Below are 22,816 nucleotides of genomic sequence, written 5' to 3' on the forward strand. Positions count from 1 at the left end.
CCAGGATACCAAGCGCTACCGCCCGTTACCCTGGGTTCCTGCGTACGCAGGAAAACGCTATACTTTCACCAAAGTGACCTGCGCGACATCGATCCCGCGACCGAGGAACCCGCCCTCGCAATACATCAGATAGTAGCGCCACAACGCCACGAACCGCGCGTCGAACCGCACCGGCAACCGCCCCTCGGCAACCGCGGCGTCGAACGCCACCCGCCACCGCCGCAGCGTCTCGGCATAATGCAGCCCGAACCCGCGCCGGTCCTCCCATGCCAACCCCCGCGCCTCCGCCAGCGCGCGAAACCGCGGCTCGGACAGCAGCATCCCGCCCGGAAACACATAGCGCTGGATGAAATCGACGCTCCGCGAATAGGAGTCGAAGATCGCATCGTCGATCGAGATATATTGCAACGCGGCGCGACCGCCCGGCTTCAACGCGCGCGCGATCGCGTCGAGATAGACCGGCCAATATTCCTCGCCGACCGCCTCGACCATCTCGATGCTCGCGACCGCGTCATACGTCCCGGTAACGTGGCGATAGTCTGTCAGGGCCACGCGAACGCCGTCGAGCCCCGCCGCCGCGATCCGGTCGTCGACCTGCCGCTTCTGCTCGGTCGACAGCGTCAGCGCATGGACGCCGACGCCCGCGCGCGCCGCCATCTCCGCGAACGATCCCCAGCCGCAGCCGATCTCCAGGATCGTATCGCCTGCCCGTGCGCCGGTCCGGTCGAGGATCGCGCGTAGCTTGGTCGTCTGCGCCGCCTCGTGCGGTTCGGCATCGTCGATCGGTTCGGCGAAGATCGCGCTCGAATAGGTCAGGCTGGGATCGAGCCACGTCTCGTAGAAATCATTGCCGAGGTCGTAATGCGCCGCGATGTTCCGTCGCGAGCCGGTCGGGTCGTTGCGTCGCATCCGGTGCCAGGCACGCGCCGCCAGCCGCACCACGCCGCCCGACCGCGCCGCGCTCCCGAGCGTATGACGGTTGCGCATGAACAGATCGAACAGCGGCACCGGATCGGGGCTCGACCAGTCGCCGGCCACCCAGCCCTCGTACCAGCCGACCGATCCCGCCGTCGCCAGTCGCACCAGCGCGCGCCACCGGTGGACGATCACCACCGGTAGCGGTCCGGGCGCGCGGCCGCCGATCAGCCGCCGCGTGCCATCGGGCAGCCGCGCCTCGATCCCGCCGCTCGCGAGCCCCGCGTCGATCCGGTCGAGCAACCGGTGAAAGACCGGCGCGACGAGGCGCGCGACCGGGGACACCTGCGCGGCAGGACGATCGTCGAAAGCGGGAACGGCAGTCATCGCGGCGCTCCATGCAACACGGGCGCGAGCGAGGAAAGAGGCACGCGTCAAACGGCCGATCATGACGGTCGATCGACAGCCCACAACCGACGCCCCCCGTATCGTCAGCCTGACGAAAGTCAGGACACAGGGTAACAGGGGCTGACGTCCCTGGCTCTGGGTCCTGACTTTCGTCAGGATGACGAATGGGCGTTTAACAGTCGATCACCGCGCCTGCCGCCCGGCCTCGAGCGCGCGTTCGCGGCCTTCGCGGTGCCCGACGATCTTCGCTGGATAGTCGCGCGGTCGACAGCCGGACTCGTCCGGATCATGGATCGCCTCGCCCGACACCTTCGCCAGTTCAGGCACCCATTGCCGGATATAGTCCCCCGCGTCGAACTTCTCCGACTGCGACAACGGCGCCATGATCCGTCCGAACATGTTCGAATCCACCCCGGTCCCGGCGACCCATTGCCAGTTCACCGCATTATTCCCGTAATCCGCATCGACCAAGCAGTCCCAGAACCAGCGCTCACCTGCGCGCCAGTCGATCAGCAGATGCTTCACCAGGAAGCTCGCGGTGATCATCCGGACACGGTTGTGCATCCACCCGGTCGCCCACAGCTGGCGCATCCCGGCGTCGACGATCGGATAGCCCGTCCTGCCCGTCTGCCAAGCCTTGAGATCGGCCTGCGCCGCCTTTCCGGTCCGCCACGGCAAGGCATCGAATTTCGGCCGCCCATTGGTCTTGCCGTAATCGGGCATCGTCAGCACCACGCCATCGGTGAAATCGCGCCACGCCAGTTCCTTGCGGAACGTCGTCGCATCGCCGTGCCCGTCGACCGCATGCCACACCGTTCGCGGCGAAATCTCGCCGAAATGCAGATGCGGCGACAGCCGCGACGTGCCCTCGACCGACGGCATGTTGCGATCAATGTCATAGGCCTCGACGATCGGCGCCATCGCCTTCGCGGCCTTCAGCGCCTGCGCCTCGCCCGGCGTCCAGTCGTCGAACCCGGCGGACCAGTCGGGCTTGGTCGGCAGCAGGTCCCAGTCGGCAACCGTTTCGCTCTTAGGCCAATGCTCCGGCGCCGGGATCGTCCGCGGCGCGGGCTCGGGGTCACCCGGCGGCATCATCTGGTTGAGCGCCTTCCAGAACGACGAATAGACCTTGAACTGCCCGCCCGAGCCCGTCTTCACATCCTCGACCCGCGCGAGGTGATTGCCATCGTGGAGGCACAGCCGATCGCCCAGCGCCGCTTCGGCCTTGCGCCACCACGGCTCGTAATGCCGGATTGCATGGATCTGCTCGGCCTCGGTTTCCTCCATCAGCGCCGTCAGTACCTCGACCGCATCGCCGCGCCGCAGGATCAACTTCGAGTGCTTCTTTTCCAGCGACGTGCCGAACGCGTCGAGCGTGTGGTGCAGCCACCAGCGCTGTGCGCCACCGATCGCCCAGTCCCCCGGCGCATCGTCGTCCAGCACATAGACCGGGATTACCGGCCCCGCGTGCGCGGCCGCGATCAGCGCGGGGTGATCGTGAAGGCGAAGGTCCTGGCGAAGCCAGAGCAGGCAAGGTTTAGTCATCGCGCGTTCAATGCACGAACCTAGCGTCCGGCGTCACCCGCGGCGGCAAAAGTTTCCGCCAGCGTCAGAATCGCGGCGACATGGCGCTCGGCGATCTCCATCGCATCCTCGCCATAGCCGCCGCCGACCGTGCTCGCGAGCGGCACCCCCCGGGCGATCGCCAGGCCAGCAACCAGCCGCTCCCGCCGCGCTAGACCGTCGAGCGTCAGAGACAACCGTCCGAGCCGGTCCCCCTCGAACGGATCGACCCCCGCCTGATACAGGATCAGCTCGGGCCGAAACGCATCGAGCAATGGCACCAGCGTCTGCTTGAGCGTCGCGAGGTACGCCGCATCGCCGATCCCGTCCGCCAAGGGCACGTCGAGCGTCGACCGCGCCTTGCGCACCGGGAAATTCTTCTCCGCATGGATCGAGTAGGTTGCGATATCGGGCTGTCCGGCCAGCAAAGCCGCGGTCCCGTCGCCCTGATGCACGTCGCAATCGACGATCAGCACGCGCGTCACCCTGCCCTCATCGATCAACCGTGCCGCCGCCACCGCAAGATCGTTGAACACGCAAAACCCTGCGCCCGTGTTCGCCAGCGCATGATGGCTCCCGCCCGCCGTATTCGCCGCAAACCCGTGCTCCAGCGCGAGGCACGCCGCCAGCCATGTGCCGTGCGGCACGATCGCCGCGCGCGACGCCACCGCCGCGGTCACCGGAAATCCGATCCGCCGCTCCTTCTCCCTTGGCACCTGCGCGCCAAGCACCTCGGCGACGTAATCCTCGTCATGCACCGCCTCCAGCCATGCGGTCGGCGTCGGCTCGGCGCGATGCCACGTCACCGCATCGCCCTTGTCAAGCAACAGGTCCCGGATCAGCCCGTTCTTGTTCCAGCGATAGGTCGAGCGCGCAGGGGCCGGCGTGACATAGTCGGGGTGGTGGACGACATGGATCATGGTCCTTAGGTAGGTGCGCGCTGCCGGCAGCCCAAGCGAGCCACCGCACAAGCGCCTGCATTCCGGAGACTTTCGTGACCGATTACTCGACCCTGCCCTACCGCCCCTGCGCCGGGGTCATGCTCGTCAACGCCGAGGGCAAGGTCTTCGTCGGCCAGCGCAACGATTCGCCGTCCGAGGCCTGGCAGATGCCGCAGGGCGGGATCGATCCGGGCGAGGATGCCGAAGCCGCCGCGCTGCGTGAACTCGGCGAGGAAACCGGGGTGATGCCCGACAAGGTCTGCCTGGTCGCCGAGGCGCCAGGCGCGTTCGTCTACGACCTCCCCCCCGAACTGCTCGGCAAGGTGTGGAAGGGCAAATGGCGTGGACAGACGCAGCGCTGGTTCCTGTACCGGTTCAACGGCACCGACGCGGATATCGATATCGCCACGGAACATCAGGAGTTTCGCGCCTGGCGCTGGAGCGAGCTTGCGGAACTGCCGCGCCTCGTCGTGCCGTTCAAGACGGCGCTGTACGAACAGGTGCTCGCCGCCTTCGCGCCACATCTCGGCGCAACCGGGACGCGCTGAGCAGTTCCCAATAGGCTGTACTGCCGCTACGGAACGGCTGTGCGACGCTTACCCCTTCTCTTCCTCGCTCCGTTGCTGGTGGCGAACGCGCCCGATCCGCAATCGGTGATGATCCCCGAGACGATCCGGGCGATGCTCGACGCGGCGCTGGAATCGGGTAACGAAGCCGACGTCAATACGGTCGCCAAATACGCACGCGCCGCCGATCCGCTCAGCGGCGACGCCGTGCTGGCGATTGCCGAGAAGTGGAAGGCCGACCGCGTAGCGCAGCGCACGCAGGTAATCCGCCAGGCCAGCTTCCTTGATTTGTGGAGCGGCAGGGCGGAGATCGGCGGCTATCTGACCACCGGGAATTCCGACACAGCAGGCGGCACCGCGGTGCTCGACCTCAACCGCGAAGGTCTGCGATGGCGCCACAAGTTTCATGCCCAGGCCGATTATCAGTCGAATTTGAACATCACGACGCGCGAACATTATCTCGCTTCGTACGAACCCAACTACAAGATCGACGATCGTGCCTATATCTATGGGGTCGGGCAGTATGAGGGTGATCGGTTCCTAGGCTATTACAACCGCTATTCGACCTCGGTCGGTGCCGGCTACAGCGTGATCAAGGCCGCGGGTACCAAGCTCGATCTCGAGATTGGGCCGGCATATCGTCACACGGAATTCACCGATGACACCGTGCAGAGCAGCCTCGCCGCGCGTGGCACGGCGAACTTCAGCGTGCGTATTCTCAGCGGGCTGTCGGTCAGCCAGGTCGCGTCGGCCTATGTCCAGCGCTACAACAGTACGCTCAGCGGCACGACCTCGCTCAACGCCAAGCTGATCGGGCCACTCTCCGCGGCGCTGTCATACAGCGTTCAATATGAGAGCGAACCGCCGGTGGGCTCTGTCTCGACCGACACCACCAGCCGCGCCTCGCTCGTCTACAGCTTCTGACGCTGTTCCCACATGCGCCCGGCCTCGCTAGGGTCGCACCATGAGGGGACTTTCACCGATAGAGCGCGATGCCGTCGACAAGGCGCACGCGCAGCCGATGCTGGCGCAGGTCGAGGCCTGGGCCGCGATCAACAGCGGCACGCGCAACCTTGCGGGGCTAGCAACGATGGCCGGCCTGCTGGGGGATGCATTCGCGGTCCTGCCCGGCGAGATCGCCTTGATCGCGCCGACCCCGGTCGAGACCGTCGGATCCGACGGCGTCGTATCGACGATCGAGCACGGGCGGCATCTCCATCTTGTCGTTCGGCCGGAAGCGCCGGTGCGGATGCTGTTTACCGGGCATATGGACACGGTCTATCCGGTCGATCACGCGTTCCAATCGCTGCAATGGCTCGACGACGGCCGGCTGAACGGCCCTGGCGTCGCCGACATGAAGGGCGGACTTGTCGTGATGCTCGCTGCACTTCAGTCGGTCGAAGCGAGCCCCCTCGCTGCCCGGATCGGCTATGACGTCGTCATCAACTCCGACGAGGAAACCGGCTCCTTCTCTTCTGCCGCGCTGCTGGCTAGCGCCGCCAAGGGCAAGGTCGCCGCGCTGACGTACGAACCGGCGCTCGCCGACGGAACGCTGGCCGGCGCCCGCGGCGGCACCGGCAATTTCTCGATCATCGTTCGCGGCCGTAGCGCACACGCCGGGCGCAACCCCGAAGAGGGCCGCAACGCGATCGTCGCCGCCGCGGATATCGCCGTCCGGCTGTCGAAGGTCCGCGGTCCACGGCTCGCAGTGAACCCGGCGCGGATCGAGGGTGGCGGGCCGAACAACGTCGTCCCCGACCTGGCGATCCTGCGGATCAATTTCCGCCCGGCTACGCTCGACGACATCGCGCGCGCGCAATCGCACATCGACTCCGCGGTCGCGATCGTCGCCGCCGAGCATGACGTCCGCATCGAGGTCCATGGCAACTTCAACCGCCCGCCCAAACCGATCGACGACGGCGCCGCGCGCCTGTTCGACCTCGTCAAGGCGTCGGGCAGCGATCTGGGCCTCGATATCGCCTGGAAGGCGACCGGCGGCGTGTGCGACGGCAACAATATCGCGGCTGCTGGCGTCCCGGTGGTCGACACGATGGGCGTGCGTGGCGGTGCGATCCACTCCACCGACGAGTTCATGATCCCCGACAGCCTTGCCGAGCGCGCAGCGCTGTCGGCCGTCACCATATTGCGTATCGCGGAGGGCCGGTTGTGAGTTTCAGGATCCGCGCAGCGGTCGACGACGATCTACAGCATCTCTACGAAATGGCCAAGCTGACCGGCGGCGGCTTCACCAACCTGCCACCCGATCGTCGTGCCCTCACCGCCAAGCTCGAACGCAGCCACGCGGCGTTCGCGCGCGGCGACGGCCCGGTCCAGGACGAACTGTTCGTCTTGATCCTCGAGAACACCGAGACGCGCGAAGTCCGCGGCACCTGCCAGATCTTCACGCAGGTCGGTCAAAGCTATCCGTTCTACAGCTACCGGATCGGCCAGCTCACACAGCACAGCAAGGAGCTCAACCGCACCTTCCGCGCCGACATGCTGTCCCTCGCGACCGATCTTGAAGGCGCGAGCGAAGTCGGCGGGCTGTTCCTCCACCCCGGCGAACGCGCGGGCGGTCTGGGCCTGTTGCTTGCCCGCAGCCGCTATCTCTTCATCAAAATGCACCGTGCGCGTTTTGCCGACCGCATCCTTGCCGAACTGCGCGGCGTGATCGACGAAGCGGGCGGCTCGCCGTTCTGGGACGGCCTCGCCGGCCGCTTCTTCGGAATGAATTTCCAGGACGCGGATCAGTTCAATGCGATCAACGGCCATCAGTTCATCGCCGACCTGATGCCCAAGCACCCGATCTACACGGCGATGCTGACCGAGAGCGCACGCGCGGCGATCGGCCTGCCGCACCCCTCGGGTCGCGCGGCGATGCGGATGCTGGAAAACGAAGGCTTCGCGTTCGAGAATTACGTCGACATCTTCGACGGCGGCCCGACCATGACCGCGCGCACCGACCGAGTCCGCTCGATCGCCGACGCGCGGGAAAGCAGGGTCGTCGCGATCGATCAGGATGGTGGCACCGAGGCGCTGGTCGCAACCGGCAATCTCGCCGATTTCCGCTGTGCCTTCGGCCATGTACGCGCGGCCGGCGACGGGGTCGTCCTCTCCCCGCGCAGCGCCGCGGCGCTCGCGGTCTCCGAAGGCGCGCTCGTGACCCATGTCGCACGGCTATGACCATGGTCGAGATCAACTTCGACGGGCTGATCGGCCCCAGCCATAATTTCGCAGGCCTGAGCCCCGGCAATCTGGCCGCGACGCATCATGCCGGGCAGATCGCGCATCCGCGTGCGGCCGCGTTGCAGGGCATCGCCAAGATGCGCGCGAACCTCGATCTCGGGCTCGTGCAGGCCGTGCTGATGCCGCTCGCCCGTCCCGACCATCGCTGGCTCGAAACGCTTGCCACAACCTATCCGGAGGCGCCCGACCATCTTCGCGCACAGGCCTTGTCGGCGTCGGCGATGTGGGCAGCGAACGCGGCGACGGTCTCGCCCGCGTCCGATACGCGCGATCGCCGCTGTCACCTGACCGTCGCGAACCTGGTGACGATGCCGCACCGCAGCCACGAATGGCCGGGTACGCTCGCACAATTGCAGACGGCGTTCGCAGACCCTGCGTTCGTCGTTCATCCTCCCGTTCCCGCCCCATTTGGCGACGAGGGCGCGGCGAACCACATGCGGCTCTGCGCCGACCACGCTTCGCCCGGCGTCGAGGTCTTCGTCTACGGCAAACCCGGCGGACGCTTTCCCGCGCGCCAGCACCGTGACGCAAGCGAAGCCATCGCGCGCGCGCATGGCCTCGATCCTGCGCGGACGCTGTTCGTCCAGCAATCCGGCATCGCGATCGCCGCGGGAGCCTTTCATAACGACGTCGTCGCGGTCGCCAACGAACGCGTTCTATTCACCCACGAGCACGCGTTCGAGGACAAGGAAGACTTTTACGCCGATCTGCGTCGCGTCCTGCCCGAGGTCGAGATCGTCGAGGTTCCGGCCGACTGCGTTAGCCTCGCCGATGCGATCGCGTCCTATCTGTTCAACGCGCAACTCGTCTCGCTGGCGGATGGCATGGCATTGATCCTGCCCGAGGAGGCACGCGCGAATGCCGCGGTCTGGTCCTGGCTTCAGGCGCACGTCGCCGGAAACGGGCCGATCCGCCATTTGCATGTCGTCGACGTCCGTGAGTCGATGAGCAACGGCGGCGGTCCTGCCTGCCTGCGTCTTCGCCTCGTCGCCGATCCGTCACAGGTCGATCCACGCTTCCTCGTCGATCACGCCAAACTCGACCGGATCGCCTCGATCGTCGGCGCCCACTGGCCCGAGGCGATCGATCCGGCGTCGATCGCCGCTCCTGGTCTGATCGCGGACATCGAGGCCGCGCGAACCGCGCTTCTGCGCGCACTTGATCTTGTCGGGTTAATTTACACTTAACCATATATCCAGTGCGATAATCCGCAGATTTCTGCCATTGGCACCGGTCTTGCTAAGTTGCAGTCATGTGGACTCGCTTCGCCCGCCTCTTCGTCATCAAGACCAAATTCGAAGCGTTCCTCGTCATCTACGGGCTCGGTCTCGGCGCGGTCGAACGCGGCGTCCATTATCTGCAGCAATATCCCGGCTATGGCGGCTGGATGCTGTTCGCCGCCTGTCCGATCGCGGTATTCATGGCGGGCGGGCGGATTATCGATTCACTCGAACACGGCCGAGACCGTTGAACCTTCAGGGCTTCCGTGGCGACAGATGCAGGTAGCGGCTGGAGAAGTCGGCCACCTCGCGTAGTGCATCCCAGCGCGGAAAACTGATCCGCCTACGGTTGCGCGAGATCAGACCGTCTGCTTCGAGCGACTTGATCGTCCGGTTGACATGGACCGCGGTTAGCCCGAGCGCGTCGCCGAGCTGTTCCTGACTCATCGGCAGTTCATAGCCGGTTTCGTCGACCAGCCCCTGCATGTCGAGCCGGATCGCGAATTCACACAGGAAATGCGCCAGCCGGGACCGCGCATCGCGTCGGCCGACGTTGAGGATCCATTCGCGGAAAATCGACGCCTCGACCAGCGTATTGACGAAGATCGCGTTGCCGATCGATGCGCGCGTCTGCGCAAGATCGCGCAGCGCCATCCGCGAGATCGTCGCCACGTTGGCACGGGTCAGCGTCTGCACGTTGTGATCGGCAACATCGAGAAAGAGATGCTGAAAGTCCAGCGCCTCCCCAGGCACGTGAAGCGACACGATCTGGCGCATCCCCGATCCGGTCAGCTTCTGGCGATATGCGAACCCCGACAGCAAAACCGCACATTGCTCGGGCGCATCCCCTTCGCGGACGAGGTACGACGAAGGCTCGTACGTACGCAGCGTATGGGGCAGCGCCAACAGCGCGCGCCGATCGTCCTCGTCGAGAATTGCATGGGTCTCTAGCTTGCGCACCATCAACGCGAGAGGTGAGAGCGCTGCGAGAGGCGACGTCACTACCCCATCATCCATCACGATATCGTTCAACTGCGTTCTCCCGCACAGATCAGGACGGGAGCATACGTCTCTCTCGGCCGCCAGCGTCCAAGTATTGGCTCTCAAGGCGCAACGATAACATAGCCAGAACGATTTTATTCCAACATATGATCGAGAGAACTAATAAATCTATATTAAGTTTTATCTCGGGAATCCTAGGAAATGCCGCGATAAGTCCGTATGTTCTGGATAAGATGCTCGTGGAAACTGGCTAAATAGTAGCAGTCCTGCGCAACGCCCGAGCAATCGGTGTTTCTTACCGGTAGACAGGCTCACCAAAGGGTCGCGGCGCCGCGCTTGATTTCCGCAAGTGCATCTTTCAGGCAATCGACGCAATCGCTGAGCTTCGTGGCGACTAGAGGGCCGACCAGTCGCTAGTCGCCTTCGTCGGCGATCCGTGACGCTTCCTGGATCAGGAAGAGGTTCGAATTCAAGCGCGCGATCGCCTGCGCTTCGCTCTGCGTATCGACACCCCCCTCCCCTGTGATTGTCGTGATGACGGCGGTCGGCATAGAGATCCGTGCGTACCAAATCCCCAGCCCGCCATGCAAGCCGGGTTGTCTTGGACGGGCCTCGCTATCCCACGTCCGACGCCAAGCCTTCTGATCGGATCACGGAGTCGTTGGACGCTTCCAGCATTGGACGAGGCCCGCCATGACCATGTCGACCGAATCCACCTGAGCGGCGATCCGCTGATGCAACAGGCCCGCCGCATCGCGAAAGCGACGCGCGAGCGCGTTGTCGGGGACGATGCCGAGTCCGACCTCGTTCGAGACCAGGATGATGCGCGCCTCCAGCGTCCTTATTGTCGCCAGCAGGGCTTCGACCTCCGTGTCCATATCCGCGTCGGCGAGCAACAGGTTGGACAGCCACAAGGTCAGGCAATCGACCAGCACGACATGGCCCGCCTCCCCTACCGTCCGCAACGCGGCGGCGAGGCCGAGCGGCGCCTCGACGGTACGCCACCGCGCATCGCGTTCGGCACGGTGGCGCGCGATCCGGTCGTGCATCTCACCGTCGAACGCCTGCGCCGTTGCGACATAGACCAGGCGTACCGGCGGCACCGCTGCTGCCTCCGCCATCGCCTGGGCATGACGGCTCTTGCCCGAACGCGCGCCGCCGAGCACGAACAGGCTCTTTCCGAACGCCGGGTCTGCTTCGAATGATGCCACGCTGTCTCCTTCATGCTTGCGGCTGATCGCCGGAATGACGATGAGCGGCGCAAGATCACGCGAAGGGATAGCATGACGGGGTTGCGCGCGCATGGCGGGAGGATCGATCTTGCCGCCAGCCTCTATCCGGAGGCGCCAGTGCCGTGGCTGGACCTTTCGACCGGGATCAATCCGCGTGCCTGGGCGTCGGACCCGATGCCGACGGTCGACCTGACGGTCTTGCCCTCGCCTGCGTCGATCGCCGCACTGGAAAACGCCGCCGGTGCCGTGTTCGGGATCGATGCGGACCGCGTCGTGGCGCTGCCCGGCAGCGAGATCGGCCTGCGGATGCTCTCGTGCCTGGACCTGCCACACCCGCTGCAGGTCGTCGTGCCAAGCTATGCGACGCATCGCGACGTGTTTGCGGCGCCGATCCCGATCGTGCGTGCAGTGATCGACGCGGTGGATGCGGGGACGCTTTTGCTCGCGAACCCGAACAACCCCGACGGCCTGCTCGATCCACCGGCGCGGCTGCTGGCGATCGCGCGGCGCGGGGCATGGGTCATCGTCGACGAGGCATTCGTCGATCTGCTGCCGTCCTACAGCGTGGTGCCGCATCTCGAGACGTCCGACCGCGTGATCGTATTCCGCTCGTTCGGCAAGACGTTTGGGCTTCCCGGCGTCCGCCTCGGATTCATGATCGGGCCGCCCCTGCAGATCGCGATGCTGCGCGCCCGGCTGGGAGCGTGGCCGATATCGGCGCACGCGACGGCGTATGGCACCGCGGCCTACCGCGACACCACGTGGCTGAATGCGACACGCGCGGCGATTGTCGATCGCGCTGCACGACTGGACGCCGTGCTGGCCCGGCATGACCTGGACACGATCGGCGATTGCCCGTCGTTCCGTCTCATCGAAACCGACGACGCACCCGCGCTCTTCGAGCGGATGGCGCGCGCCGGCATCCTGACTCGCGCGTTCGATCACGATCCGCGCTGGCTACGACTCGGTGTGCCGGGCGATGATATGGCGTTCGAACGACTGGACCGGGCGCTCGGGCGTGATTGAACCGGTCGCGGCGGTCGCGATACTCGTCGATAGCGTGATCGGCTGGCCCGCCTGGGTGTATGCGCGCATAGGCCACCCGGTCGGCGGCTTCGCGCGGATGATCGGCTGGGCGGAGGCGCGCTGGAACGCGCCGACCTCGTCGTTCGCCCGCCGACGTGGGGCAGGCATCGTGACCATAGTCCTGATGGGCGGTGTCGCGATCCTCGTTGCCGCCATGCTGTCGGCGGTCCTTTATCGCTGGCTGGGGTCCGCGGCATGGATCGCGATTGGATTGGCCGCAGCGCCCGGACTGGCGATCCGCAGCCTCTACGATCACGTCGTCCCGATCGCGCGCGCGCTCGAGTGCGGGGATCTCCCGGCTGCGCGGACCCGGGTGGCGATGATCGTCGGACGAGATGTGGCGGCGTTAGACGAAGCCGGTGTGGCGCGCGCGGCGATCGAGAGCCTTGCCGAGAGCGTCTGCGACGGCGTCGTTGCGCCGCTGTTCTGGCTGTTGATCGGGGGGCTGCCCGGTCTCTGGGCGTACAAGGCGATCAACACCGCCGACAGCCTGATCGGCCACCGCGAGGAGCGTTGGCGCGCGTTCGGCTGGGCTGCGGCGCGCACCGACGACGTCGCCAACCTGCTCCCGGCACGGCTGAGCGGTGTGCTGCTGTGCATGGCCGGGTTTGGCGGATGGCAGACGATGTGGCGTGACGCCGGCAACCATGCTTCACCCAACGCCGGCTGGCCCGAGGCCGCGATGGCCGGCGCGCTTGGCCTGAAGCTCGCGGGACCGATCGCCTATGACGGCGTCAGCGTCGCAAAACCCTATATAGGCGACGGCCGCGCGGACGCGACCGCAGCCGACCTTCGCACCGCACTCGGCCTCTACCGCCGCGCGTGCGTGCTGCTGCTCGTCATCGCCGGAGGACTCGCATGCGCGCTCTGATGCTGCAGGGGACCGGCTCCGACGTCGGCAAATCGGTGCTCGTTGCGGGTCTGTGCCGCGCGTTCGCCAATCGCGGGCTGTCGGTGCGCCCGTTCAAGCCGCAGAACATGTCGAACAACGCCGCCGTCACCGCCGACGGTGGCGAGATCGGCCGCGCGCAGGCGACTCAGGCGATCGCCTGTCGCGTCGCGCCCAGCGTCGACATGAACCCGGTCCTGCTCAAGCCGCAGGGCGACCGCACGTCGCAACTCATCGTCCGCGGCCAGGTGCGCGGCACGCTCGCCGCCGCGCGTTGGCGCGAGGGGCGCGACGGGTTGCTGGTCGACGTGCTCGACAGCTTCGCACGGCTGTCGGCCGGCTGCGACCTCGTCGTCGTCGAGGGCGCGGGCAGTCCGGCGGAAATCAACCTGCGCGCGGGCGACATCGCCAACATGGGCTTCGCGCGCGCCGCCGACGTCCCCGTGATCCTGGTCGGCGACATCGACCGCGGCGGCGTCATCGCAGCGGTCGTCGGCACGCGCGCGGTGATTGATCCCGCCGACGCGGCGATGATCCACGGCTTCCTGATCAACAAGTTCCGCGGCGATCCCGCGCTGTTCGACGACGGCTACCGCGCGATCGAGGCGCGCAGCGGATGGCGCGGCTACGGCGTCGTGCCGTGGCTGGCCGACGCGGTGCGGCTCCCCAGCGAGGATGCGGTGATCCTCGAACGCCCCGCCGCCAATGCGAACCGCCAAGTCACCATCGCCTGCCCGATCACGCCGCGGATCGCCAATTTCGACGACCTCGACCCGCTCCGGCTGGAACCCGGCGTCGCACTGGTGATGGTGCCGCCCGGCACGCCGATCCCCGACGCCGACATGATCGTGCTCGCCGGCTCGAAGGCGACGATTCCCGATCTCGCCTTCGTCCGCGCACAAGGCTGGGACATCGACATCCGCGCGCATCATCGCCGCGGCAAGCCGGTGCTCGGCCTTTGCGGCGGCTATCAGATGCTTGGCCGCAGTATCGCCGACCCCGACGGGATCGAGGGCCCCGCGTGCCGCGTCGAGGGGCTCGGCCTGCTCGACGTCGACACGGTCCTCGCCGGCCGCAAGACGCTCGACCGGGTCTCCGGCCGGGCGCAGGGCGCCGCCTTTGACGGGTATGAGATGCACATGGGCGTGACGACCGGGTCGGCGACCGCCCGCCCCGTCGGCCACCGCGCCGACGGCAGCGCGGAGGGCGCGACGAGTGCGGACGGTCTCGTGTCGGGCAGCTATATCCACGGCTTGCTCGCGCTCGCCGAGCAACGCGCGGCGTGGCTGGCCCGGCTCGGCGTTGCAGCAAGCGGGCCCGATCACGGCGCGTCGATCGACGCCGCGCTCGATGCGATTGCCGCCACGCTCGAACGCCACGTCGATCTCGATGCGCTGCTCGCGTTAAGCGAGCGCGCCAGCCACCGCGATCGCGGCTAGCAGCCCCGTCTCGAGAATCTCGATCCCAGCCCCATGCGCATCGCCGGTCACGCCGCCCAGCGTCCGCCGTAACCATGCCGCAACGCCGAGCACGAGCACCGGCAGCACGACGAGCGCGGGCACTGCCACCGCCGCGAGCGCGAGCATCAGCGCCCATCCGAGCAGGTCGCGGTTGCGCACCGCGCCAGCCACCGCCGCGCCAAGGCCGCCGGCCCGCAGCGGCGGCAAGAGCCTCGCCCAGACGAGCGGGCCCATCCGTGCCGCGAACGGTACGAGGACCAACGCCCACCAGCCCGCCAGCCCCGCGGCGTGCAGCAGCACGAGCTTGGCGATCATCTGGCCCGCGATCGCGACGACGCCGAAGCTGCCGATATGCGGGTCGGCCATGACCGCGAGCAGCCGTGTCCGATCGCCATGCGCCGCGCCGAGCCCGTCCGCCAGATCAGCGAGCCCGTCGAGATGCAGCGCCCCCGTCACCGCGATCCACGCCAGCAGCGCGGCACACGCGCCGGTCCATGGGTCGACCTGCGCGCCCAGCCAGCCTGCCAGCGCGACGAGCACGCCGATCGCGAGCCCGACCAGCGGGTAGACCCGGATCGCCGCGGCGAAATCATCCGCCTCCATTGCCAAGCGCGGCATCGGCAGCCGGGTCAGGAAACCGAACGCGACGATCAGCCGCGTCATGTCGCCAGCCCGACGATCTGCACGGTCCGCGTCAGTCCCGGCCACACCCGGAGCGACACCAGCGCGGCATAGGGCAGGTCGAACGCCCAGATCTGCCGAGAATCGAACCCGCAAAGGTCTGCAAGCGCCGCCCGGATCGCACCGCCATGCGTCACGACCAGCGTCGGGGCCGGCGGCATCGCCGCCAGCGCGGACGCGACACGATCGTGCAGCGAAGACCAGCGTTCGCCCCCCGGCGGCGGCGCAGCGTCCGGATCGTCATAAAAGGCGCCCAGCTCGGCCGGATCGATCGCCGCCGGGCACAAACCATCCCACGCCCCGAAATCGAGCTCGCGCCACCGTCGCTCCACCACAACCGGCAGGCTGCGTGGGCTACCGATCGCCTCCGCACACGCCCGCGCCCGGATCAGGTCGGACGCCTCGATCCGCGCGACGTCGAGCCCGTCGGCGCGCGCGACGCAGGCGGCGATCCCCGCTTCGGTCGCCGGATCGTCAGTCCGCCCGAGCAATCGCCCCGTCACCGCGGGCGCACCATGCCGCATCAGATACAGCATGTACGCGCTCACGCTGCCGCGACGCCCGCCTCGGCGAATGTCGCCATCTCGGCATGCGTGGCCAGCGCCGCCCGGACGAGCATCGTCGCCGTCGCCGCGCCGCTCGCCTCGCCCAGCCGCATCCCCATTGACAGCAACGGCTCGAGTTCGATCCGCTCGAGCAACGCGCGGTGACCCGGCTCGGCCGAGACATGCCCGGCCAGGCAGTGCGCGACGATGTCGGGGCATGCAGCCGCCAATGGCGCGATCGCCGCGCAACAGATGAACCCGTCGAGCATCACCGGGACGCCCGCCAGCCGCGCCGCGACCACCGCGCCAGCGATCGCCGCCAATTCGCGTCCGCCAAGCCGCCGCAGAATCTCGAACGGCGTGGTCAGCGCGTCGCGGTGCAGCGCGAACCCGGCCTCGACGACCGCGATCTTGCGCGCGATCCCGTCGCCATCGACCCCGGTGCCAGGTCCCACCCAGTCACTTGCCGATCCGCCAAAGCTCGCCAGACACAATGCCGCCGCGCTCGTCGTATTGCCGATCCCCATCTCGCCCAGCACGATCAGGTTCGGCGCATCCGCGACCGCCGCGGCGCCCGCGTTGATCGCGGCCAGGCATTCCTCCTCGCTCATCGCCGGCGCCTGCGTGAAATCCGCGGTCGGCCGATCAAGGTCGAGCGGCACGATCTTGAGGTCGAGCCCCGCGGCGTGCGACAACGCGTTGATCGCCGCGCCGCCGGCCTCGAAATTGACCACCATCTGCGCTGTGACCGAGGCTGGAAACGCGCTCACGCCGCGCGCGACGACGCCGTGATTGCCCGCGAACACGACCGCGCTGCCACGATCGAGCCGGGGCAGCGGGTTGCCCTGCCAGCCCGCCATGAACACCGCGATATCCTCCAGCCGCCCAAGCGACCCCGGTGGCTTGGTCAGCTCGCCTTGCCGCGCCACCGCCGCGGATCGCGCCGAAGCGTCGGCCTGCGGCAACCCGCGCAAGGCCGCGAGAAATGCGGCAGGCGTCGCAAACGCCGTCATTCGACGACGAACCCGGCGGGCGGGGTGCGCGTGATGAAATGCCCCTTCACGCCCTGCGGCCATTGCTTGAACGGCACCTGGCCGAACGCGCTCTCGTCGTAGAGCTTGGCATAATCGAGGATCGCGCGCGCAGCGTCCTCGGTCGGCTCGAACCGGCCGAGCACATAGCCGACCTTGGCGGGTGCACGCAGATGGATCGTGCAGAAATCCTGGCATGCGAACAGGCACGGCATCTCCTGCACCGCGACGTCGGCGTAAGCGGGATCGCTCGCCTGCACCGCCTTCAGCGCGCTGGCGAGCCGTGCCCCACCGCGCTGCCCCTCGGCATCGTCGCGCGCGTCGGCGGAATGGCGGCAGGTGGTGCACGCGACGACCGCGACTCCGTCTTCGACCGGCTTCAACATGCGGAGGCTCGGACGCGCGGATACGAAAAATGATAGAATGCAGCCATGGTTACCCCTTCGGACAGTCGATCCCGCCCCGCGCAAGGGCTGAAGGCGCACGCCTCCAGCCTCCGCGCGACGCGAAGCGATGTCGTCGCTCGGGGTGTTACCCGTCCGTTCGGCGCACCCTGGCCGGACGAAAGACGACCGCGACGGGCAGGTCTCCTGGCTCGCGGGTCAACGCCGTCCGCGCCGCCTTCTCGGGATGAACCCAATGGCATGAGGCACGGTGGCTCGCCGCGTACAGTTGCAGGGGCAGCCGGGTGTTTCCCGTTCCCATTTTCATCCCCCTCGGCGCTAACGTCGGGGGAACCTGTCGCAGGTCGAGCGATACGCGGGCGGAAGTGGCGACGCAAGACACGGGCAAGTGCGTTCCGCGCGCTCCCCCGCAACCCGTCGCCTTCCGTTATCCGTGTCGGCCGCGCCGCTAAAACTCCACGCCCAACTGCGCCTTCACGCCCGACCGGAACGGATGCTTCACCTGCGTCATGTCCGTCACCAGATCCGCGACCTCGATCACCGCCTCGGGCGCGTTCCGCCCGGTGATGACGACATGCGTCATCTCAGGCTTCGCCGCCAACGCCGCGAGAACCTCGTCGACCGGCAGATAGTCGTAGCGCAGCACGATGTTGAGCTCGTCGGCGACTACCATCGCATAGGATGGATCGGCGATCATCCGCTTGACCTCGTCCCATGCCTCACGCGCCACCGCGATGTCGCGGGCGCGGTCCTGCGTGTCCCAGGTGAACCCCTCGCCCATCGGCTTGAACTCGCACAGCGCGGGGAACGCGTCGAAGACCGCCTTCTCGCCGGTCGCCATCGCGCCCTTGACGAACTGGACGACGCCGACTTTCCGCCCATGCCCGATCATCCGCACCGCCATGCCGAACGCGGCGGTCGACTTGCCCTTGCCCTTGCCGGTGTGGACGATGATCAGCCCCTTCTCGATCGACTTGGTCGCGACGATCCGGTCATGGACCTCCTTGCGCTTGGCGCTCTTGGCATTCTGCTCGTCATCGGTCCGCATGATCCTGTCCTCTCGCGCTCCCGATGGCGGATCGCGCCGCGCGGCGCTAGAGCGTGCCCCATGCTCCGTATCACCGACCTCAAGCTCCCGCTCAACCACGCCGACGAAGCGCTTCCCGCCGCGATCCGCGATCGCCTGCGCGTGACGCCGCGCGACCTGATCCGCTACACGATCGCCAGGCGGGCGCACGACGCGCGCGACAAGATGGACATCCAGCTCGTCTATTCGGTCGACGTCACGCTGAAGAACGAGGACACCGTCCTCACCCGCTTCCGCAAGGATCGCCACGTCCAGCGCACGCCGGACACCGGCTATCGCTTCGTCACCAAAAGCGGCCCGAGCTACACCGGCCCGCGCCCGGTCGTCGTCGGCGCAGGCCCCTGCGGTCTCTTCGCAGGTCTGATCCTCGCGCAGATGGGGTTCCGCCCGATCATCCTCGACCGCGGCAAGGTCGTCCGCGAGCGCACCAAGGACACCTGGGGCCTCTGGCGCAAGAGCGTGCTCAACCCCGAATCCAACGTCCAGTTCGGCGAAGGCGGCGCCGGCACCTTCTCCGACGGCAAGCTCTGGAGCCAGATCAAGGACCCGCGCCATCTCGGCCGCAAGGTCCTGACCGAGTTCGTGAAGGCCGGCGCGCCACCCGAAATCCTGACCGAAGCGCATCCGCATATCGGCACGTTCCGCCTCGTCACGATGGTCGAGAGCATGCGCGAGACGATCGAGGCGCTCGGCGGCGAATATCGCTTCTCGACCCGCGTCGACGGTCTCGACGTCACCGAGGAGGCGGGCGTCCGCAAGCTCCGCGGCCTCCATCTGAGCACCGGCGACTATCTGGAGGCGGATCATGTCGTCTTCGCGGTCGGCCACAGCGCGCGCGACACGTTCGAGATGCTTCACGCCACGGGCGTCCATGTCGAGGCCAAGCCGTTCTCGATCGGCGTCCGCATCGAGCATCCGCAGTCGTGGATCGACGAAGCCCGCTTCGGCCCGTGCGCCGGCCACCCCGATCTCGGCGCGGCGGCGTACAGCCTGTCGCATCACTGCAAGAACGACCGCACCGTCTACAGCTTCTGCATGTGCCCCGGCGGCACCGTCGTCGCCGCGACCTCCGAGGAGGGCCGCGTCGCCACCAACGGCATGAGCCAATATTCGCGCAACGAACGCAACGCGAATTCGGGGATCGTGATCGGCATCGATCCCGCGCGCGACTATCCGGGCCACCCGCTCGCCGGGATCGCGCTGCAGCGCCACTGGGAATCGCGCGCCTATGTCGCGGGCGGGTCGAACTACAAGGCGCCCGCGCAGCGCATCGGCGACCTGCTCGCCGGCCGTCCCTCGAACGCGCTCGGCTCGGTGATCCCGTCGTACAAGCCGGGCGTGCACATGACCGACCTGGCCGAATGCCTCCCCGACTTCGCGATCACCGCGTTGCGCGAGGCATTGCCCGCCTTCGGCCGTGAGATCCCCGGCTACGATCATCCCGACGCGGTGCTGACGGGGGTCGAAACGCGCACCTCGTCACCCGTCCGGATCACGCGCGGCGACGATTTCGTGAGCCTCAACACCGCCGGACTGTTCCCGGCGGGCGAAGGCGCGGGCTATGCAGGCGGCATCCTCTCCGCGGCAGTCGATGGCATTAAGGTCGCGGAGGCGGTCGCGCTCAGCCTGACGGCCTGATCGCCACGAGCAGAAGCCGAAAGCTCACTTCTTCCTGTCAGGGCCCGTCTTGATCAGCCAGGCTCGTGGCAGTCCGGTCGGCTTCGCCACGCCGTCGAGTCGCCGCGCGCTGACCAGCGCCACGCGCTTCAGGATCATCTGGTCCTTGAATGCGTCCATCCCGCCGCCGGTCGGCTTGGCGAGGATGCGCTTGACGACGTCCATCCCCGCGACGACGTGGCCGAAGGCGGCATAGCCGGGGTAGCCCGGCCGCGCGTCCATCGCCGTCGCGGGGCCTACCGTGATGAAGAAATTGCCGCCCGCCGACGCCGGCGTCATGCCGCGCGCCATCGATATCGTCCCGTCGAGATGCTTGATCCCGGTCATCGCCGTGGTCTCGAGCGGAAACGGCGGCAGGATACGCCGTGCGTCGGTACGAATACCCGCCTGGATGAAGCCCGATCTCGGCGACGATTTCTGCCGGCTCGCGCGGTAGAAATCGGTCCCGTCGAACCGCCCGTCATCGACATAGGCGAGGAAGTTTTTGGTCGTCTTGGGCGCATGTCGCGTATCGAGTGCAAGCAGGATCGGGCCCTCCGAGGTCACGATCCGAACGCGGACGATCCCCGGCTTGGGACCTGCTGGCGCCGCCGATTGCGCGCCGCCTGCGCTGGCGACCGTTGCAACCGCCAGCAGCCCCATCATCACTCGCCGCATCCTGGATCTCTCACGCCTTTACCGATCGGTTTCGGCTAGCGATCGATTTGCAACGAAGCAAGCAAGCGCGATCGTGCGGACCACCCGCGTCTCAACCTCCGAGGGCGGCCACGCCCGGTTGGAGGGCGGCAATACCGAACTCAGGCGGGGTGTTACCAAGGCCTTGCCACGCCGGTCCCGGTCTTGGCCGGGGGAATGCGCCAGCGATCGCTCATGACGTCTCCCGTCTGACGATGTCGGCCAGCGCGATATGGACCTGCGCGACCACCGCGGCCCCCTCGCCGACCGCGGCCGCGACGCGCTTGGTCGATCCCGCACGTACGTCGCCGATCGCGAAAACGCGCGGGCGGCTCGTCTGCAACGAAAGCCTCGCCCGGCCGGTGACGATGAACCCCTTGTCGTCGGTATCGACGCAGCCGCGCAGCCAACCTGCATTGGGCTCGGCACCGATGAACAGGAACAAATGCCGCATCGCAAAGGACGTCGTCGAGCCGTCCGGCTGGCGGAAGGTAGCCGCCGTGAGCCCGGTCGCGCGATCGCCCTCGAGGCCGACGATCTCCGTGCCGACGTGCAACGTCACGTTGGGCAACGCCGAGATCCGGTCGATCAGGTATCTCGACATCGTCGCTGCCAGCGGCCGTCGGACGATCAAATGCAGATGTTTCACCCGAGGCGCCAGGAAGACCACTGCCTGCCCCGCCGAATTGCCACCGCCGACCAGCGCGACCACCTCGCCCTCGCACAGTCGCGCCTCGATCGGTGACGCCCAATACGACACGCCCGCGCCCTCGAACAGCGCCAGATCGGGAATGTCGGGGCGACGATAGCGCGCGCCCGACGCGACGATTACGGCCCGCGACCTGACCCGCTTGTTATCCGGCAGCGCGAGTATCAGCGGTTCGTCCGCGCGCCCCGCGTCGTCGTCGAGCCGCGCGATCGCCAGCGGCACGGCGATCTCCGCTCCGAACTTGAGTGCCTGGTTGAACGCGCGGCCCGCCAGCGCCTGGCCTGAAATTCCCGTCGGGAACCCCAGATAATTCTCGATCCGCGCCGACGCGCCCGCCTGCCCGCCGATCGCGCGTTCGTCGAGGACGACCACCGACAGCCCCTCGGACGCCGCATACACCGCCGCCGCGAGCCCCGCCGGTCCCGCACCGACGATCGCCACGTCGTACACCGCATCCGGATCGAGGTCGGGGGTGATCCCGATGCATGCTGCCACCTCGACGTCCGACGGTCGCTTCAGGACCGTCCCGTTCGGACAGACCACCAGTGGCAGGTCGGCGCGCAACACGCCGATCCGCTCGACCAGCGCCCGCCCTTCGTCGTCGGAGGCGGCGTCGAGCACGATATTGGGATAGCCCGACCGCGTGAGGAAGCCTTGCAGCCGGACGATATCGGCGCTGCCCGGGACCCCGACGATGACCGTACCGCCGCTGCCCTGCTCAATCAGCCCGACGCGGCGAAGGATCAGCGCACGCATCACGATCTCGCCGACGTCCGCCGAGCCGACCATCAAAGCCCGAAGATGTGCAGGATCGAACGGCAGCGCGGTGCAGCCATCGGCGCCGGCGCGGCCACCCGCGATCGACGGGCGGCCGGCAAGCTGGTTTACCTCGCCCGTGATCTGTCCCACTCCGTGCGAAGTAATCGGGGCCTCGTGCGTCAGCCCGTCGCGGCGGATGACCTTGATCGCGCCCGCCAGCACCAGCCATGCAGGCGCGCCGAGCTCACCGATCGCATAGACCTGTTCGCCCGCGGTGAATTTGCGCGCCGGCCCGCTCGCGAACCGCTTGGCCGTCTCGATCTGATCGGCGTCGAGCACCGGGAACATCTGATGCTCGCGCGAGGTGACGCTGTCGGTTGGGGTCATCGCGGCGTCACCGGTGCGAGATCGGACAATAACGTCGGGATCAGCTCGGACACGGTCGGATGGATCGGCACCGCCCAGCGGAGCGCCGACACCGGCTGATCCGCGGTCATCATGTCGAGGATACCGTGGATCGCCTCGTCGCCCCCGACACCGAGGATCGCCGCGCCGAGGATCCGTTGCGTCTCCGCATCCGCAACGATCTTCATGAAACCGCGTGTCTCACCCTTCTCGATCGCCCGCCCGACCCGCGTCATCGGCCGCTTCGACACGAGGATCGGCCGCCCGGTCTTTTCGGCTTCGGTCTGCGTCATCCCGACCCGGCCGAGCGGCGGG

23 protein-coding genes, 1 pseudogene and 1 riboswitch are annotated in these 22,816 nt (G+C 67.5%); of the genes and pseudogenes, 10 read left to right on the forward strand and 14 right to left on the reverse strand.

The genetic code is table 11. The features are described 5' to 3' along the window. Window positions 1–57 precede the first annotated feature (57 nt). The 3 genes from ASE88_RS03590 to ASE88_RS03600 form a co-directional block, all read right to left on the reverse strand. Window positions 58–1,302 (reverse strand): SAM-dependent methyltransferase, encoded by a 1,245-nt coding sequence (locus tag ASE88_RS03590; RefSeq protein WP_056476352.1) that lies wholly within the window; start codon window positions 1,300–1,302, stop codon window positions 58–60. A 204-nt stretch (window positions 1,303–1,506) separates the two neighbouring features. Further along, window positions 1,507–2,868: a cryptochrome/photolyase family protein gene (locus ASE88_RS03595; protein WP_056475482.1), complete on the reverse strand. Its 1,362-nt coding sequence runs from the start codon at window positions 2,866–2,868 to the stop codon at window positions 1,507–1,509. 20 nt (window positions 2,869–2,888) lie between these two features. Then, complete coding sequence (locus ASE88_RS03600) at window positions 2,889–3,806, reverse strand: histone deacetylase (protein WP_056475483.1); 918 nt, start codon at window positions 3,804–3,806, stop codon at window positions 2,889–2,891. 74 nt (window positions 3,807–3,880) lie between these two features. On the opposite strand from ASE88_RS03600, the gene ASE88_RS03605 reads away from it, so the two are divergent. The 6 genes from ASE88_RS03605 (at window position 3,881) to ASE88_RS03630 (ending at window position 9,110) form a co-directional block, all read left to right on the forward strand. Further along, window positions 3,881–4,375, forward strand: coding sequence for an RNA pyrophosphohydrolase (locus ASE88_RS03605; RefSeq protein WP_055876131.1), 495 nt, complete (start codon window positions 3,881–3,883; stop codon window positions 4,373–4,375). A gap of 39 nt (window positions 4,376–4,414) precedes the next feature. After that, window positions 4,415–5,317, forward strand: a complete 903-nt coding sequence (locus ASE88_RS03610) for a YdiY family protein (protein WP_055876132.1) — start codon at window positions 4,415–4,417, stop codon at window positions 5,315–5,317. Between the two features lie 40 nt (window positions 5,318–5,357). Continuing rightward, window positions 5,358–6,563, forward strand: coding sequence for a hydrolase (locus ASE88_RS03615; protein WP_056475486.1), 1,206 nt, complete (start codon window positions 5,358–5,360; stop codon window positions 6,561–6,563). Then, a complete protein-coding gene (locus ASE88_RS03620; protein ID WP_056475490.1) occupies window positions 6,560–7,576 on the forward strand; it encodes an arginine N-succinyltransferase in 1,017 nt (338 codons plus the stop codon). Before ASE88_RS03615 ends, ASE88_RS03620 begins: the two co-directional genes overlap by 4 nt. Then, window positions 7,573–8,826: an N-succinylarginine dihydrolase gene (locus ASE88_RS03625; RefSeq protein ID WP_056475493.1), complete on the forward strand. Its 1,254-nt coding sequence runs from the start codon at window positions 7,573–7,575 to the stop codon at window positions 8,824–8,826. The genes ASE88_RS03620 and ASE88_RS03625 overlap by 4 nt, the downstream gene beginning before the upstream one ends. 65 nt (window positions 8,827–8,891) lie before the next feature. Further along, complete coding sequence (locus ASE88_RS03630; protein WP_056475497.1) at window positions 8,892–9,110, forward strand: hypothetical protein; 219 nt, start codon at window positions 8,892–8,894, stop codon at window positions 9,108–9,110. A 4-nt stretch (window positions 9,111–9,114) separates the two neighbouring features. Here ASE88_RS03630 and ASE88_RS03635 read toward each other — a convergent pair whose 3' ends face one another. The 3 genes from ASE88_RS03635 to cobU all read right to left on the reverse strand — a co-directional run bounded on the left by ASE88_RS03635 (window position 9,115) and on the right by cobU (window position 11,072). Then, window positions 9,115–9,876 carry a Crp/Fnr family transcriptional regulator gene (locus tag ASE88_RS03635; RefSeq protein WP_235527801.1) on the reverse strand — a complete coding sequence of 254 codons (762 nt, stop codon included), beginning with the start codon at window positions 9,874–9,876 and terminating at the stop codon, window positions 9,115–9,117. Between the two features lie 398 nt (window positions 9,877–10,274). Further along, the gene (locus ASE88_RS18690) at window positions 10,275–10,412 is read right to left on the reverse strand and encodes a hypothetical protein (RefSeq protein ID WP_156348210.1); all 138 of its coding nucleotides are present in this window, start codon (window positions 10,410–10,412) and stop codon (window positions 10,275–10,277) included. Window positions 10,413–10,511: 99 nt separating this feature from the next. Beyond that, window positions 10,512–11,072, reverse strand: coding sequence for a bifunctional adenosylcobinamide kinase/adenosylcobinamide-phosphate guanylyltransferase (gene cobU / locus ASE88_RS03640; RefSeq protein WP_056476354.1), 561 nt, complete (start codon window positions 11,070–11,072; stop codon window positions 10,512–10,514). Between the two features lie 72 nt (window positions 11,073–11,144). Here cobU and ASE88_RS03645 point away from each other — a divergent pair, with 72 nt between their 5' ends. Genes ASE88_RS03645 through ASE88_RS03655 form a run of 3 tightly spaced genes read left to right on the forward strand, consistent with a single transcriptional unit; the run spans window position 11,145 to window position 14,507 of the window. Next, entirely contained in the window at window positions 11,145–12,119 is a 975-nt protein-coding gene (locus ASE88_RS03645) for an aminotransferase class I/II-fold pyridoxal phosphate-dependent enzyme (protein WP_056475501.1), read from the forward strand. Continuing rightward, window positions 12,073–13,050: an adenosylcobinamide-phosphate synthase CbiB gene (gene cbiB, locus ASE88_RS03650; RefSeq protein ID WP_056475505.1), complete on the forward strand. Its 978-nt coding sequence runs from the start codon at window positions 12,073–12,075 to the stop codon at window positions 13,048–13,050. Before ASE88_RS03645 ends, cbiB begins: the two co-directional genes overlap by 47 nt. Further along, window positions 13,038–14,507: a cobyric acid synthase gene (locus ASE88_RS03655; RefSeq protein ID WP_056475507.1), complete on the forward strand. Its 1,470-nt coding sequence runs from the start codon at window positions 13,038–13,040 to the stop codon at window positions 14,505–14,507. The genes cbiB and ASE88_RS03655 overlap by 13 nt, the downstream gene beginning before the upstream one ends. Here the strand turns inward: ASE88_RS03655 and cobS are convergent. From cobS to cobO, 5 genes are all read right to left on the reverse strand, one after another. Next, window positions 14,472–15,191: an adenosylcobinamide-GDP ribazoletransferase gene (gene cobS / locus ASE88_RS03660; protein WP_056475510.1), complete on the reverse strand. Its 720-nt coding sequence runs from the start codon at window positions 15,189–15,191 to the stop codon at window positions 14,472–14,474. The genes ASE88_RS03655 and cobS overlap by 36 nt on opposite strands. After that, window positions 15,188–15,757, reverse strand: a complete 570-nt coding sequence (locus ASE88_RS03665; protein WP_056475512.1) for a histidine phosphatase family protein — start codon at window positions 15,755–15,757, stop codon at window positions 15,188–15,190. Before ASE88_RS03665 ends, cobS begins: the two co-directional genes overlap by 4 nt. Continuing rightward, window positions 15,754–16,767, reverse strand: a complete 1,014-nt coding sequence (cobT, locus tag ASE88_RS03670; protein WP_056475515.1) for a nicotinate-nucleotide--dimethylbenzimidazole phosphoribosyltransferase — start codon at window positions 16,765–16,767, stop codon at window positions 15,754–15,756. Before cobT ends, ASE88_RS03665 begins: the two co-directional genes overlap by 4 nt. Further along, the gene (locus ASE88_RS03675; protein WP_056475518.1) at window positions 16,764–17,171 is read right to left on the reverse strand and encodes a DUF1636 domain-containing protein; all 408 of its coding nucleotides are present in this window, start codon (window positions 17,169–17,171) and stop codon (window positions 16,764–16,766) included. Before ASE88_RS03675 ends, cobT begins: the two co-directional genes overlap by 4 nt. Window positions 17,172–17,347: 176 nt before the next feature. After that, window positions 17,348–17,542: riboswitch (cobalamin riboswitch) on the reverse strand. Window positions 17,543–17,637: 95 nt separating this feature from the next. After that, entirely contained in the window at window positions 17,638–18,237 is a 600-nt protein-coding gene (gene cobO, locus ASE88_RS03680; protein WP_056475521.1) for a cob(I)yrinic acid a,c-diamide adenosyltransferase, read from the reverse strand. A gap of 60 nt (window positions 18,238–18,297) precedes the next feature. Between cobO and ASE88_RS03685 the strand changes: the two genes are divergently transcribed. Continuing rightward, window positions 18,298–19,914, forward strand: a complete 1,617-nt coding sequence (locus tag ASE88_RS03685) for an NAD(P)/FAD-dependent oxidoreductase (RefSeq protein ID WP_056475524.1) — start codon at window positions 18,298–18,300, stop codon at window positions 19,912–19,914. 24 nt (window positions 19,915–19,938) lie between these two features. On the opposite strand, the gene ASE88_RS03690 is transcribed toward ASE88_RS03685, so the two are convergent. From ASE88_RS03690 to ASE88_RS19360, 3 genes and pseudogenes are all read right to left on the reverse strand, one after another. Next, complete coding sequence (locus ASE88_RS03690; protein WP_056475527.1) at window positions 19,939–20,610, reverse strand: peptidylprolyl isomerase; 672 nt, start codon at window positions 20,608–20,610, stop codon at window positions 19,939–19,941. 211 nt (window positions 20,611–20,821) lie between these two features. Continuing rightward, complete coding sequence (locus ASE88_RS03695; RefSeq protein WP_056475530.1) at window positions 20,822–22,483, reverse strand: FAD-dependent oxidoreductase; 1,662 nt, start codon at window positions 22,481–22,483, stop codon at window positions 20,822–20,824. Further along, window positions 22,480–22,816 (reverse strand): annotated as a pseudogene (locus ASE88_RS19360) (pyruvate/2-oxoglutarate dehydrogenase complex dihydrolipoamide dehydrogenase); the annotation flags it as partial. The gene ASE88_RS03695 and the pseudogene ASE88_RS19360, both read right to left, overlap by 4 nt.

The organism is Sphingomonas sp. Leaf38 (genome assembly GCF_001421825.1).
In the GTDB taxonomy this organism is placed as follows: Bacteria; Pseudomonadota; Alphaproteobacteria; order Sphingomonadales; family Sphingomonadaceae; genus Sphingomonas.

Coding starts and splice junctions, on each gene's coding strand:
- cobO (WP_056475521.1), bottom strand. CDS start 18,237: ATGCGGACCGATGACGAGCAGAATGCCAAGAGCGCCAAGCGCAAGGAG.
- ASE88_RS03625 (WP_056475493.1), top strand. CDS start 7,573: ATGACCATGGTCGAGATCAACTTCGACGGGCTGATCGGCCCCAGCCAT.
- ASE88_RS03685 (WP_056475524.1), top strand. CDS start 18,298: ATGCTCCGTATCACCGACCTCAAGCTCCCGCTCAACCACGCCGACGAA.
- ASE88_RS03635 (WP_235527801.1), bottom strand. CDS start 9,876: ATGGATGATGGGGTAGTGACGTCGCCTCTCGCAGCGCTCTCACCTCTC.
- cobT (WP_056475515.1), bottom strand. CDS start 16,767: ATGACGGCGTTTGCGACGCCTGCCGCATTTCTCGCGGCCTTGCGCGGG.
- ASE88_RS03595 (WP_056475482.1), bottom strand. CDS start 2,868: ATGACTAAACCTTGCCTGCTCTGGCTTCGCCAGGACCTTCGCCTTCAC.
- ASE88_RS03655 (WP_056475507.1), top strand. CDS start 13,038: ATGCGCGCTCTGATGCTGCAGGGGACCGGCTCCGACGTCGGCAAATCG.
- cbiB (WP_056475505.1), top strand. CDS start 12,073: ATGATATGGCGTTCGAACGACTGGACCGGGCGCTCGGGCGTGATTGAA.
- ASE88_RS03615 (WP_056475486.1), top strand. CDS start 5,358: ATGAGGGGACTTTCACCGATAGAGCGCGATGCCGTCGACAAGGCGCAC.
- ASE88_RS03600 (WP_056475483.1), bottom strand. CDS start 3,806: ATGATCCATGTCGTCCACCACCCCGACTATGTCACGCCGGCCCCTGCG.
- ASE88_RS03695 (WP_056475530.1), bottom strand. CDS start 22,483: ATGACCCCAACCGACAGCGTCACCTCGCGCGAGCATCAGATGTTCCCG.
- ASE88_RS03690 (WP_056475527.1), bottom strand. CDS start 20,610: ATGCGGCGAGTGATGATGGGGCTGCTGGCGGTTGCAACGGTCGCCAGC.
- ASE88_RS18690 (WP_156348210.1), bottom strand. CDS start 10,412: ATGCCGACCGCCGTCATCACGACAATCACAGGGGAGGGGGGTGTCGAT.
- ASE88_RS03630 (WP_056475497.1), top strand. CDS start 8,892: ATGTGGACTCGCTTCGCCCGCCTCTTCGTCATCAAGACCAAATTCGAA.
- ASE88_RS03645 (WP_056475501.1), top strand. CDS start 11,145: ATGACGGGGTTGCGCGCGCATGGCGGGAGGATCGATCTTGCCGCCAGC.
- ASE88_RS03590 (WP_056476352.1), bottom strand. CDS start 1,302: ATGACTGCCGTTCCCGCTTTCGACGATCGTCCTGCCGCGCAGGTGTCC.
- cobS (WP_056475510.1), bottom strand. CDS start 15,191: ATGACGCGGCTGATCGTCGCGTTCGGTTTCCTGACCCGGCTGCCGATG.
- ASE88_RS03675 (WP_056475518.1), bottom strand. CDS start 17,171: ATGTTGAAGCCGGTCGAAGACGGAGTCGCGGTCGTCGCGTGCACCACC.